Annotated in this window: 10 protein-coding genes; 9 read left to right on the top strand and 1 reads right to left on the bottom strand. The window is 74.9% G+C overall.

Translation table 11 applies throughout. From position 1 onward, the window contains the following. Positions 1 to 57 precede the first annotated feature (57 nt). The 9 genes from HNP84_RS20455 (at position 58) to HNP84_RS20415 (ending at position 11,634) form a co-directional block, all read left to right on the top strand. Complete coding sequence (locus HNP84_RS20455; RefSeq protein WP_185051366.1) at positions 58 to 1,314, top strand: Gfo/Idh/MocA family protein; 1,257 nt, start codon at positions 58 to 60, stop codon at positions 1,312 to 1,314. 44 nt (positions 1,315 to 1,358) lie between these two features. Continuing rightward, positions 1,359 to 2,231 (top strand): ROK family protein, encoded by an 873-nt coding sequence (locus tag HNP84_RS20450; protein WP_185051365.1) that lies wholly within the window; start codon positions 1,359 to 1,361, stop codon positions 2,229 to 2,231. A gap of 163 nt (positions 2,232 to 2,394) precedes the next feature. After that, the gene (locus HNP84_RS20445) at positions 2,395 to 4,062 is read left to right on the top strand and encodes a hypothetical protein (protein ID WP_185051364.1); all 1,668 of its coding nucleotides are present in this window, start codon (positions 2,395 to 2,397) and stop codon (positions 4,060 to 4,062) included. A gap of 88 nt (positions 4,063 to 4,150) precedes the next feature. Continuing rightward, positions 4,151 to 4,759, top strand: coding sequence for a class I SAM-dependent methyltransferase (locus HNP84_RS20440; protein WP_185051363.1), 609 nt, complete (start codon positions 4,151 to 4,153; stop codon positions 4,757 to 4,759). 138 nt (positions 4,760 to 4,897) lie between these two features. Continuing rightward, on the top strand, positions 4,898 to 6,148 hold the full coding sequence (locus HNP84_RS20435; protein ID WP_185051362.1) for an MFS transporter: 1,251 nt from the start codon (positions 4,898 to 4,900) through the stop codon (positions 6,146 to 6,148). Positions 6,149 to 6,237: 89 nt separating this feature from the next. Beyond that, entirely contained in the window at positions 6,238 to 7,347 is a 1,110-nt protein-coding gene (locus tag HNP84_RS20430; protein WP_185051361.1) for a tetratricopeptide repeat protein, read from the top strand. Beyond that, positions 7,344 to 9,587 (top strand): CHAT domain-containing protein, encoded by a 2,244-nt coding sequence (locus tag HNP84_RS20425; RefSeq protein ID WP_185051360.1) that lies wholly within the window; start codon positions 7,344 to 7,346, stop codon positions 9,585 to 9,587. Before HNP84_RS20430 ends, HNP84_RS20425 begins: the two co-directional genes overlap by 4 nt. Next, on the top strand, positions 9,584 to 10,693 hold the full coding sequence (locus tag HNP84_RS20420; RefSeq protein WP_185051359.1) for a hypothetical protein: 1,110 nt from the start codon (positions 9,584 to 9,586) through the stop codon (positions 10,691 to 10,693). Before HNP84_RS20425 ends, HNP84_RS20420 begins: the two co-directional genes overlap by 4 nt. Next, positions 10,690 to 11,634, top strand: coding sequence for a hypothetical protein (locus tag HNP84_RS20415; RefSeq protein WP_185051358.1), 945 nt, complete (start codon positions 10,690 to 10,692; stop codon positions 11,632 to 11,634). The genes HNP84_RS20420 and HNP84_RS20415 overlap by 4 nt, the downstream gene beginning before the upstream one ends. Positions 11,635 to 11,643: 9 nt before the next feature. Here HNP84_RS20415 and HNP84_RS20410 read toward each other — a convergent pair whose 3' ends face one another. Then, a complete protein-coding gene (locus HNP84_RS20410; protein ID WP_185051357.1) occupies positions 11,644 to 12,657 on the bottom strand; it encodes a LacI family DNA-binding transcriptional regulator in 1,014 nt (337 codons plus the stop codon). Between the last annotated feature and the right edge of the window lie 182 nt (positions 12,658 to 12,839).

The raw sequence follows: 12,839 nt of genomic DNA, 5'->3' as shown, positions 1-12,839 counted from the left end.
TAATCGGCTTTGACCCTAATATTGATGGAGTCCAGAGGAATTACGCGAGAGGATTCCATGTCTGCGGTGACTCTAGCCCTCGTCGGCGCCGGGCTGCGCGGGCAGTCCTACGCGCGCCACGCGGTCGCGTCGGGCGCGGGCCGCGTGGTCGCGGTCGCCGAACCCGACCCGCACCGCCGCGAAGCCGTGGCGGCCGAGTTCGGCGTCGCCCCCGGCCTGGTGTACGCCGGCTGGTCCGAGCTGGTGGCCGCCGGGCGGCTGGCCGACGCGGCGGTCATCGCGACCCAGGACCAGTTGCACACCGGCCCGGCCGTGCGGATGGCCGACCTCGGCTACCACATCCTGCTGGAGAAGCCCATGGCGACCAGCGAGGACGACGCGGTGCGCATCGCCGAGGCGGCCCGGCGCAACCGGATCATGCTGGCGGTGTGCCACGTGCTGCGCTACACGCCCTACACGCGGGTGCTGCGAGGGCTGCTCGCCGAGGGGCGCATCGGCCGGCTCGTGAACGTCCAGCACCTGGAGCCGGTGGGCTGGTGGCACCACGCCCACTCCTTCGTCCGCGGCCACTGGCGCCGCCAGGACACCTCGGCCCCGATGCTGCTGACCAAGTCCTGCCACGACATCGACTGGCTGGTGCACCTGTTCGGGCAGATGCCGGTCAAGGTCAGCTCCTTCGGCAACCTGACCCACTTCCGCGCCTCCGAGCGCCCCGAGGGGGCCGCCGACCGGTGCGTGGACTGCCCGCTGGAACCGTCCTGCCCCTACTCGGCCAAGCGGCTCTACCTCGACTGCCTGGCCGACCCCGGCCGCCACTTCTGGCCGCTCGGCGCGGTCACCGAGGCGCGTACGGAGGAGGGCGTGCTGGAGGCGCTGCGCACCGGCCCGTACGGGCGCTGCGTCTACGCCTGCGACAACGACGTCGTGGACCACCAGGTGGTCAACATGGAGTTCCCCGACGGCGCCACCTGCTCCTTCACCATGAGCGCCTTCACCCCCATGGCGCACCGCCAGACCCGGCTGCTCGGCACCCACGGCTTCATCGAGGGCGACGGCGAGAAGCTGCGCGTGGTCGACTTCCGCACCGGCGAGGAGGAGATCGTGCCCGGCCAGGCCCCCGGCCCCTCGGCCGCCGACGGGCACGGCGGCGGCGACCAGGGGCTCGTCGCGGCCTTCCTGACGGCCGTCGCCAGCGGCGACCCGGCCCTGCTGCCCACCGACGCCGCCGAGAGCCTGGCCACGCACCGCGTGGTGTGGGCCGCCGAGCGCGCCAGGACCACCGGCATCGTCGTCCACCTGGACGGCCGGCCGTGACGCCCGCGACGACCCCTGCCACGACCCCTGCCACGAGCCCTGCCATGACCCCCGCCACGACCCCCGCCACGAGCTACGTCGTCGCGATCGACGTCGGCGGCACCGGGATGAAGGGCGGCCTCGTCACCGATGACGGCGAGATCGCCCTGCACCGGCACCGGCCCACCGACCGCGCCGCGCCCGTGGCCGGGGTGCGCGCCTTCGCCGCCGAGCTGGCGGCGCTGGGCGCCGCGCACTTCGGGCACGGGCCGCGCGCCGCCGGCCTGGCCGTCCCGGGCCTGGTCGAGGACGGCGTGGCCCGCTACTCCGCGACGCTGGGATGGCGCGACGTGCCCGCCGCCGAGTTCTGCGACCTGGACGTTCCGGTGGCGCTCGGCCACGACGTGCACGCCGCCGGCCTGGCCGAGGCGGAGCACGCCCCCGAGCGCGACTTCCTGCTGCTGCCGATCGGCACCAGCATCGCGGGCGCGATGGTGCTGCGCGGACGGCCGTACGCGTCCACGCTGGCGGGCCAGATCGGGCACATCCCCGTCTGGCCCGACGGGGAGGCGTGCCCGTGCGGGCAGCGCGGCTGCCTGGCCGCGTACGCGTCCGCCGGGGCCATCGCCGCCCGCTACGGCACCCCCGGCGCGGCCGAGGTGGCGCGGGCGGTCGCCGCCGGGGAGCCGAGGGCCGGGGCCGTGTGGGCGCGGGCCGTCGAGGCGCTCGCCCTCGCCCTGGCCACGTACACGCTGATCCTCGACCCCGCCGCCATCGTGATCGGCGGCGGCCTGGCCCGCAGCGGCGACCTGCTGCTCGCCCCGCTCCGCGACCGCCTCGCCGCCCGCCTCGCCTTCCGCGACCCGCCCGCGCTGCGCGCCTCCGCGCTCGGCACGCGCGCGGGCGTGCTCGGCGCGGCCATGCTCACCCGCGGTTGACCGCGACGGGGCGAATCCGGGAAGATCTCCCGGTCACCGTGGGCCGCGACCCCCGATCGCGGCCACCGAGACCTCGCGCGGCAGGCGCACCGGCCCGGTGACGCACCCCTTCCGTTCTCCCCGGCGCCGGCCGGGGTCCGGTCCTGTGGCGAGGTGGGCACGCGTGAGGCGGACAGGCGGGCGGCGGTCGCCGTCCTGGTTACCAGAACCGGCGCGGCCGCAGTCGTACGCCCTGTTCTGGTGGTGGACCGCGTTCCTGCTGCCCGCCTCGACGCTGGTCCACAGCCACGTCCCCGCCCTGAGCGAGGAGCTGTACATCTCGTGCTCGTGGTCGGGCTGGGAGCCGGCCGACACGTCATGGTCGGCCGCGGTGGCGTGGATCTCGGAGATCCTGGCCGTGCTGTTCCCCGGGATCCCGGTCGTGCTGGTGCTGTGCGCCTGGCTGGTCGCCCGCCGGGGCTCCGGCCGACCCCGGGTGCACCTGTGGGCGGCCGGGACCGCGGTCACGCTGATCGCGGGGTCGTACACGCTGTCCCGGGTGCAGAGCCTGCTGGAGCCGGTGCCCGAGTACGCCACCTGCACGGTGGACCCGGCGACGCTGAACGAGGTGTCGCCCGCGCGGATCGCCCTGGCGCTCACGCCCGCCGCCCTGGTGCTGGTGGCCGCCTGGACCGGCCTGCGCCCTCCCCCGCTCCCGCCCCGCCGGCCGGTGCCGTGGCGGCCGATCCTGGTGGCCGCCGCGTTGTTCGCGCTGCCGGTGGCCGGGGCCGTCGCCCTCATGCGCCTGACGCCGTACGAGCCCGCCGAGCCCGTGCTCGCCGCCGACGGCACGCCCAGGTACGCCCTGGCGCTGGGCGACCGGCTGACCGTGGTGGACCTGGCCGAGGGCGGCGAGCCCGTCACGGTGGCCGCGCCCGACCCCGAGTTCTACCAGTACACCGCCATCGCCCCGGACCGGGAGCCCGGCCGCTACGTCGCCTCGGTCACCACGGCGGGCGACGGCGCCTTCGGCGGGCGCCGCTCGCGGATCCACCGGGTGGACCTGGACGGCGACGGCGGCGCGGTCGTCCTCGGGCAGGTGGGGCCCGAGGTCGAGGGGATGATCTCGGACGTGGCCGTCTCGCCCTCGGGCGAGATCGCCTACGCCCGGCTGGTCGCCGAGCCGGGCGACTCGTTCGAGGTCGGCACGACCCATGTCGGGCTGGTGAACGCCCGCCGGGAGTGGTCCGCGCCCCGCGGGCAGGGCCTCGGCGCGTTCGGCGACGGCGCGCTCGGGCTGCACTGGCGCGACGCCGGCACGCTGGTCTTCCGCGCGGTTCCCCCCAAGGCGCGCTCGCCCCGCCTGGTGGCCCTGGACGTGCGCCGTCCGGGCGCCGACCTGTTCGCCGCGACGACGACGGTGCACGCCATGCCCGAGCTGAGCGACGGGCTCGCGCTCGCCCGGCCCGGAGGCGAGCGCATGCTGCTGTCCAAGAGCGCCGCCATGGACACCTGGAACCACGAACTGCTGGTGCTCCAGCCACCCGCGCGGCCACGGGTCACCGGCTCGGCCTTCCACGCGGGCTGCGGGTTCATCGCCGGCTTCACCCTCGACCCCTCCGGGCGGCACGCGCTGGTCGCGGTGGACTACAGGGCCGGCATGTACCAGGGCGACCCGCCGGAGCCGATGTGCCCGGGAGCGCCGCCGTACGCGCTGTACCGGATCGACCTGGCCCCGCCGCCGGGCGCGGCCACGCCGAACCCCGCCGGATACTCCCAGTACCCCGACCTGGGCCTGCCCCACCGATCCGTGTGGGAGGGCGACCGGCCCATCGGCCCGCTGGCGTGGTAGTTTGCCGTTCCCGCAACACCGTTTGGCGGTCCGGCATCTCAGGGGCCACCATGGGCGCGCACACGACCCGACGGGAGGCCGGAACGGAATGGACGCGCGGTTCTGGGATGAGAAGTACAGCGGCACCGAGCAGGTGTGGAGCGGCGAGCCGAACGGGGTGCTCGTCGTCGAGGTGACCGGGATGCCGCCGGGGCGCGCCCTGGACCTGGGGTGCGGCGAGGGCGGCGACGCCATCTGGCTGGCCCGGCAGGGATGGCGGGTCACCGGGGTGGACGTGTCGCGGGTCGCGCTGGAACGCGCCGCCGCGCGGGCGGCGAGCCTGGGCCTGGAGGTGGAGTGGGCGCAGGCCGACCTGACCGCCGAGGCGCCGCCGGCGGGGCCGTACGACCTGGTGTCGGCCCACTACTTCCCGCTGCTCCGCCAGGACGGCCACGCCGCCCTGCGCCGCCTGCTGGACACGGTGGCCCCGGGCGGGACCCTGCTCGTCGCGAGCCACGACCTCGCCGAGGTGCCCGCGGACCACGGGCACGGCCACGGCTTCGACCCGCACGCCTTCTACGAGCCGCACGAGATCGCCATGCTGCTCGGCGACGGCTGGACGATCGAGGTGGACGAGACCCGGCCCCGCGTCTCGCCCGCCCCGCCGGGCACCCAGCACACCCGCGACACCGTCATGCGGGCCCGGCGCCGCCGATGACCCCTGGTCCCGGCGCGGCACGGTGACCTAGGATCATCGCGTTTCCTGCTTGTCGCAACCTGGACGACCGGCCACCGGCCAGGACGTGATCGCGCCGCGGTCACGCGGGGGTCGGTCCCGGTGCCGTCTGGGGGTCGGATGACTGTCGCGCGCGTCCCGTTCCGGGCGCCTGTGGTCCTCGCGTACACCGCCTTCGTGCTCATCGGAGTCAGCGCCGGAGTGGGCGGGGTCCTGCTGCCGGCGCAGATCGGCGACTACGGCGTGGACATGGCCACGATCGGGATCACCTTCTTCACCTTCTCCGCCGGGTTCATGCTCTCCGGGGCCACTGCCGGCGGGCTGATCGAACGCCACGGCCCGCGGCTCACGCTGGCCGTGGGCGGCGGGGCGTTCATCGCGGCGGCGCTGTACACGGCCACGCGCCCGCCGTTCTGGGCGCTGCTGGCCGTCCAGATCGTGGCCGGCTACGGCGGCGGCCTGCTCGAATCGGTGCTCAACGCCTACCTGGCCAAGCTGCCCTCGGCCACCACCCTGCTCAACCGGCTGCACGCCTTCTTCGGCGTCGGCGCCCTGCTCGGCCCGCTGCTGGCCGCCTGGATGCTGACCGCCCTGCCGTGGACGGCCGTGTGGCTGGTGCTCGCGCTGGCGTGCGTGCCGCTGACGATCGGGTTCCTGCTGGTCTACCCCCGGCACGACCCGCCGGGGGACACCGCCCAGGCAGCCCCGCCCGGCGACCAGGACGCGGTGCCCGTGGCGGTGCCGCGCGGCGACGGCGGCGCCCCCGCCGCCGAGCTGGAGCGCACCGGCCTGCTGACCACCGTCCTGCGCGCGCCCGCCGTCCTGCTGGCCTCGGTGTTCCTGTCGGTCTACGTCGGACTGGAGGTCGGCGTGGGCAACTGGGGGTTCAGCTTCCTGGTGACCGAGCACGAGGAGCCCGACCTGGTGGCGGGCTACATCGTCAGCGGCTACTGGCTGGGCCTCACCGCGGGCCGCTTCCTGATCAGCCCGGTCGCCACCCGCCTCGGACTGACCGCGACCGGCATGACCTACGCCTGCCTGGCGGGCGTGACGGCCGCCTCCGCCCTGATCTGGGCCGCCCCCGGCGGCGCGGTGGCCGGCGCGGGCTTCGTCCTGCTCGGCTTCTTCCTCGGCCCGATCTTCCCCACCGCGATGGCCGTGGTCCCCCGCCTGACCTCGGCCCGGCTGGTCCCCACGGCCATCGGCGTGCTGAACGGCGTGTCGGTCATCGGCGGCGCCGCACTCCCCTGGCTGGCCGGTGCCGTCGCCGAGGGCGTCGGCGTATGGACCCTGATGCCCTTCGCCCTCATCCTGGCCCTGGTCCAGCTCGCCATCTGGCGCCTGATCGAGACCCGGATGACGCCGGAGTGATTCGCTCGACGGCCGCTCGCCGCCGCGCGATGATCGGGTGATGGACCTTTCACCGGCTGTGGCGGGCCGCCGACGGCGAGAGCGGTGTCATGCCGCGGACACTTGACGATCTGTTCCGGCTGCTGGACGGCGCCGGCCTCCCGCCCGAGGGCTTCGCCATCGAAGCCGACAAGACCCTGGCCGCGATCGGCGACCGCATGCGGCGGGGCCCGGCCGCGCGCGCCCGCGCCCTCCTGGACGACGCGATCGCCGAAGCGCGGCGGGCACGGCGCGCCGCGCTGCTCGGGATGGGGGAGCTCTCCGGCCGCCGGGCGTTCGACTTCGACGGCTACCTCGCGGAGCTGCACTGCCGGCGGGCCGGGCTGCACCTCGCGGCCGGCGATCTCGCGGCGGCGCAGGCGGATCTGGCGCTCGCGTGCCTGCTCGTGCCGGCACACCGGACGGCCGGGCCGCTCCTCGTCGAGGTCTACGAGCGTCTGGGCCGGCTGGATCTCGCCGTCTCCCGGCTCTGCCGCATGTACCGCGCCGACGCCGATCTCGGCCTGGCGATGGTCACGCTGGTGTGCAACGCGCGGGCGGGCGGCGCCCCGCCGTCCGCGGTCGCGCCGGCGCTCGACGCGATGCGCGAGCGCGAGCCGGACGGACTGTTCGGCATGGTCGCCGCCCATCAGGCGGCGACGTACGCCGACGCGCCGCTGCGGCCACAGGACGCCGAGACCCGCTACCGGCAGGCGGTGGACGCCTACATCGGCGGGCACGAGGAGCGGGTGCCCGCGCTCCTGCTGCCCGTCCTGGCCTGGGCGCCGCGGGTAGCCGAGGGCTGGATGCTCTACGGGGTCGCGCACCTGTCGCGCCTGGGGTCCGCGGACGGGGCAGGCGCCCGCGCGAACGTGGCGCACGCGGTGACGGCGCTGACCGCGGCCGTCACCATCGACCCCGGCGACGCCCGCTGCTGGACGGAGCTCGCCAAGGCGCACCTGGCCGGGGAACGGCCCGACCGGGCGGCGAACGCGGCGCGGCGGGCGGCACGGCTGGCCGCGGACGACGCGACCGCGCACGCCGTGCTCGCCGTGGCACTGCTGTCCCTGGGCGACGTGGAGGAGATGACGGCGGCGCTGCGGAACGCGATGGCACTGGACCCCGGGCACCCTCTCGTACAGGACCTGATCGCCGCGATCACACGCGAGGAGGGGACGTGACGGCCGATCGCGAGGCCATCCAGGAGGAGGCGCGGCGGCTGGGGATCGACGCGTCACTGGCCGCGATCGTCCTGCGACCGCACGTCTCCGAGGGCTACAGCCTGTACAACGACGTCGTCCTCCTGCCGGTGGACTTCCTGTCGGCGTTCGTCGCGGCCGGAGGGCTCTCCCCGGAGACGCTCGCCGCCGGCCTGAGACGGAGCGTCGAGCTGCTGCGGCCCCACGGTGACACGCTGCTCCTCGGCACCAGCCTGCTCAGCCTCGCCCAGGCGCTGCGGCTGCGGGCTTCGGTGGAGGAGCGCTGGCAGATCCTGGCCGAGGCCGTCGAGGTCTTCACGCGTCTGGGCAACGCGCGCCAGGCCGGACGCTGCCTCCTGGAGGTGGGCACCACGCTGCGCGACCACGGGCTCGACTACGACGCGCTGACGGCCTACGACCGGGCCGAGGAGCTTCTGTCGCGCGCGCAGGACGTCTCGGGGCTGCGGGTGATCCGCCATCAGCGGGCGGTGGCGTTCCGCGCCGCGGGCCAGTACGAGGAAGCCCTGCTGGAGCTGGACCGCATGGCGGGCCTGCGCCTGGAGGACGAGGCGAACCCGGCGGTGAAGGACGCCTGGCTGAGCGAGAGGATCGCCTGCCTCATCGAGACGGGAGACCTGACCGGGGCCGCCGCGCACCTGGAGGACTACCGGGCCGGCGCGGACGAGGACGCCGCGGGCTTCAACCTCGCCATCGGCCACTACCTGCGCGGCCGCCTCATGCTCGCCCGCCGCGAGGAGGAGGCCGCGATGGACGCCCTGCTCGCCGCCGCCGTCTCCGCGGCCCGCACCGTCCGGCGGCACGCGACGCTCTCCTTCAGGGTGTCCGACCGGCGGCAGCTCGACGTGACGTTCACCGCCGCGCTGGCCCAGGCGATGCGCCTGCGCCGCGGCGACCTCGTGCCGGGGATACTGGCGCTGGCCAAGTCGGTACGCCCCGGCGCGCTGCTCCCCCACGGCGGGCAGTCCGCCGGCGACGAGGGCGACGCCCCGGACGACCGGGACGGCCGGGACGAACGTGACGACCGCGACGGCCGGATGGCCTCCTCGCTCCGGGCCCTGGCCGTCGAGGCCACCAAGGCCGCCGTCTCACACCGTCATGACCGGCTGGACGCGATCTCCCGGCAGGCCGCTGCCCTGACGGACGCGCGCCAGATCCTCACCCCCGGCGTCCCTGCCGGCGGCGTCCGGCCCGCCGCCGAGCTCGCGTCCCTGCCGGCCGGCCGGCTCCCCGCCGGCGTCATGGCCGCCGAGGTGTTCCGGGCCGCCGACGACCGGCTGTGGATCGCCGCGCTGAGCGCGGGAGAGTCCGTGCTCCTGCCGACGGCCATCACCTACCGAGAGGCGGCCCTGCTGGCCCTGGGTGTGCATCGGGAGCTCGAAGCCCGTCAGCCCTGCCGGGCGCTCGACCGCCTGGGCGCCGAGCTGCTGGCGCCGCTCGCCGACCGGCTCCCCGCGCTGCGCCGCCTGTACCTGGTCCTGCCCGAGCCGCTGGCGAGCGTGCCCGTGCACGCGGCCGCCACGGACGGCGTGCCGCTGCTCGCCCGGCTCGACGTGGGCTATCTGCCGTCCTTGGAGTATCTGGCGACGGGCACGGCCGGCTCCCCCGCCGCCGCTCCCGTGGCCCTGGCCGTCTCCGACCCGGTGTACGAGACCATGGACGTCCTGGACGCGCTGCCCGCCGAGGTCGCCGCCATCGCCGACGCCTTTCCCGGCACCGAGGTGTACGCCGAGGAGCGGGCCACCACCGAGGTGCTGAAGACGGCCATGAGGGCGCCGATCCTGCACATCGGCGGGCACGCGGCCTTCGAGGGCGCACGACCGCTGCTCGCCCGGGTCCTGCTCGCCGACCGCCCCGCCTTCGCCTTCGAGATCGCCGCGCTGCGGTCGCAGGCCACCGTGGTCAACCTCAGCGGCTGCCGTACCGCGGCCGCCCTGCGGCATCCGGGAGGAGAGAGCGAGGGTCTGGCCGCCGCCTTTCTCAGCGCGGGCGCCAAGACGGTGGTGGCCACCTGGTGGCCCATCCAGGACGAGGCGGGCGCGGCCTTCAACCGGGCCTTCTACGCCGCGCTCGCCACCGGGCTCCCCGTGGAGGACGCGGTCGCCGGCGCGCAACGGAGTTTGCTCGGCACGGCACGGTTCGGGCATCCCGCCGACTGGGCGGCCTTCGTGACACTCGGCGCGGCGCTTGAGGAGTCGCCGTGACCGTGGTGGAGACGCACGGCACGCCGCTGCCGATGGCCGAGCGGGCGCCCCTCATCTCCTTCGAGGCCGAGAACTCCTTCTGGACGGGCCTGCGCGCCTCCTTCGGGCCCGTCCGGCACGAGCCGTTGCGGGGGTCCCGGCTCCTGCTGGCCTCGCTGGGCGTCGCGCTCCACCTGCCCGAGGAGACCGCGCTGCTGTGGGCGCGCTACGAGGTACGCGCCGGCGAGGCCCCCTGCGCCGCGGTGTTCCCCTCCCTGGTGACCGAGCAGGCGCAGCCCGCCGGGCCTGCTCGGTTCGAGGACGGACGGCTGGAGCGCGATCTCGTCCCCGTAGCGGGCGGCGAGATCGGCCCCGCCGTCAGCGGGTGGGTGGACGGCGGGCACAACGCCGTCTGGGACTTCCACCCCCGGCCCCCCGCCGCCGCCTGGGCCGCGCCCTATCCGCTGGCCTGCTTCGCGGCTCCGCCCGGGACACTCCAAACGCGGCACCGCCTCGTCGCCCACCTGGCGCACCGCATACTCGGCAGGCGGCTCGCGCTCTTCACGGCCTCCGTCACCGGCACCGAAGGAGACCCCATGGCAGACCGGCCGGCTTCTGGGCGGGGGCTGTCCTCGTCCGCCCACGTCGTCGCCTCCCGCGAGCGGGTCGAGGACCTGCGCGGGCTCCTGGCCACCGGCGAGCACGAGTTCGCGGTCGTCGTGGACGGCGAGCGGGTGACGGCCCTGCTGAACCTCGACGGCGCCATGGCCCTGGACCCGGCCGGGGATCTGACCGCCCTGCCCCTGCGGCCGCCGCCGGCCTTCCCGGTCGAGCGGCCGGTCCTGGAGATCGCCCAGGCCGCGCGCGCCGAGCTGGAGCGGGATCCGCGCCTGCTCGGCGTGGTGCTGCTGGACGGCGGCGGGCCGGTGGGAGTGCTGCGTACGGAGATCCTGCTGGCCCTGGCCGGCACGCCCACGCGCGGCGTGGACCGGCTCGGGGGCGACCCGCTGAGCCGGCTCGCCTTCGTCTGCCCGGTTCACGACGAGCGCGTCGAAGTCGCCTACTACGACCCGGACGACCCGCCCCGCTGCAGCCACGGCGACCTCATGAGACGGCAGCGCTCATGATCGACTCGGCCGTCACGGGCCTGGAGCGGGTCTTCGACCGCGCGTTCATCCTCGGCGCGTTCCTGCCGCTCCTGCTCTTCACGGTGCTGAGCGGCCTGCTGGCCGGCGTGGTCAGCGGCAGGGGCGCGAGCGCCGTGAGCGCCTGGGAGAAGGCCCCCGGCATCACCCAGGGCCTCGTCCTGGGCGGCCTGGTCGCCCTCGTGGCCGCCGCGGCCTATCTGGTCGCGGCCCTGCAGTTCTCCCTGCTGCGGATCATGGAGGGATACTGGCCGCGCCGCCTGGGCTTGGAGCGGCTGCGGCGGCTGGCGACCGGCCGGCACCGCCGCCGCTGGGACCGTCTCGCACAGGCCGAGCGAACCGCGGCCGAGCAGGGCCGGCTCGCCGAGCAGAACGGCCTGCAGATGCTGATGGCGCAGCAGTACCCGCCCCGCACCAGGCTCGACCTCATGATGCCCACCCGGCTCGGCAACATCCTGCGGGCCGCCGAGATCTACCCTCACGAGCGTTACGGCATCGACGCCGCCGTGATCTGGCCGAGGCTCAGGCCGCTCCTGCCCGACACGGCCACCGCCGCCATGGACGACGCGCGGGCGGCGATCGACGCGTTCCTGCTGCTGCGGTTCCTGTCCATGGTGTTCGGCACCTTCTGGCCGGTGCTCCTCCTGCTGTCCGGGCACGGGTGGCCGCTCGCGGCACTGTGCCTGCTCTCCTGGGCGGTGGCCGCGCTCGCCCATCGGTCGGCGCTGGCCACCGCCATCGCGTACGGAGAGCAGGTCAAGGCGGCCTTCGACCTGCACCGGCACCTGTTGCTGACGCACCTGGGCCTGCCGGTGCCCGAGCGGATCGCGCGAGAGCGGGCGCTGTGGGACGACCTGGCCCACTTCTACCTGCGCAACCTCCCGTTCGAGCACCCCGTGGAACCCGGGCCTCGGGCACAGTAGCCGTGCGGCTCAGGAGCGGACGCTGGACTCTCTGATGACCAGTTCCGGTTCGAAGAGCACCTGTCGGTGGCGGTGGCGTTCGCCCTCGTCGATCTCCTCCAGGAGCAGTTCGGCGGCGACGCGGCCCAGTTCCTCGCGGGGCTGGCGGACCGAGGACAGGGGGACCGCCGCGCCGGCGGCGTAGGCGATGTCGTCGTAGCCGATGAGCGCCACGTCGCCGGGGATGCGCAGGCCGAGCGCCTGGAGCCCTTGCATCAGGCCCAGGGCGAGCAGGTCGTTGGCGCAGAACAGCGCGGTCGGGCGCTCGCCGGCGGGGAGGGCGGCGAAGCGGTCGGCGGCGTGCCTGCCGGAGGCGAAGCTGGGCGAGGGCACCTCGACGAGTTCCAGGGTCGCCTCGCCGCCGGCCTCGGCCACGGCCTCCTCGGCCCCCTTGTGGCGCTCGGCGACCTGGCTGATCGTCATCGGGCCGCCGACGAAGGCCAGCCGCCGGTGGCCCTGGTCGAGCAGGTGCTCCACGGCGATCCTGCCGCCGAGGACGTCGTCCACGGCGGCGGAGCAGCGGTTGCGGCGGGTCGCGCGGTGGTCGAGCAGCACCACGGGGGTTCCCCGGTCGATGAGCTGCTCCAGCCGCTGGGTCTCGCCCGCCACGGGGGTGATCAGGATGCCCTGGACGCGCTGCTCCTCCAGGTAGTCCAGGTAGCGGCGCTCACGCGGGCCGTCCTGGTCGCTGTTGCACAAGGTGATGATCATGCCGCTGGCGTCGGCCGCGGCCTCCACCCCCTTGGCGACGTCGGTGAAGAACGGGTTGGTGACGTCCAGGACCACCAGGCCCATGGTGCGGGTGCGGCCGGAGCGCAGGGCGCGGGCCGACTCGTTGCGGACGAAACCGAGCTCGTTCATGGCGTTGAGCACCCGCTCCCGCGTGGCCGGCGCGACCATGTCGGGACGGTTCAGCACGTTGCTGACGGTCCCGACCGACACGCTGGCCAACTGGGCGACCTCCTTGATGCTCGCTATCGCCATGGGCCCTCACAGCACGAAGCGGACATTTTCTCCAATCCCAGGATCTTGACCGCAGCGTACTATACGGCGGCGCTCGCCATTGAAACGTAATAATGCCTCACTCGGCATGCAACGCGTCGCGACATCTTCGTGACCTGGAAACTTCTCTGTAACCCTTGACGCTGCTTCCGTGACAAACCTAG

Source organism: Thermocatellispora tengchongensis (assembly GCF_014202315.1).
Lineage (GTDB): Bacteria > Actinomycetota > Actinomycetes > Streptosporangiales > Streptosporangiaceae > Thermocatellispora > Thermocatellispora tengchongensis.
The sequence above is the reverse complement of the archived record's forward strand: the minus strand, read 5'-3'. Positions and strand labels throughout refer to the sequence as shown.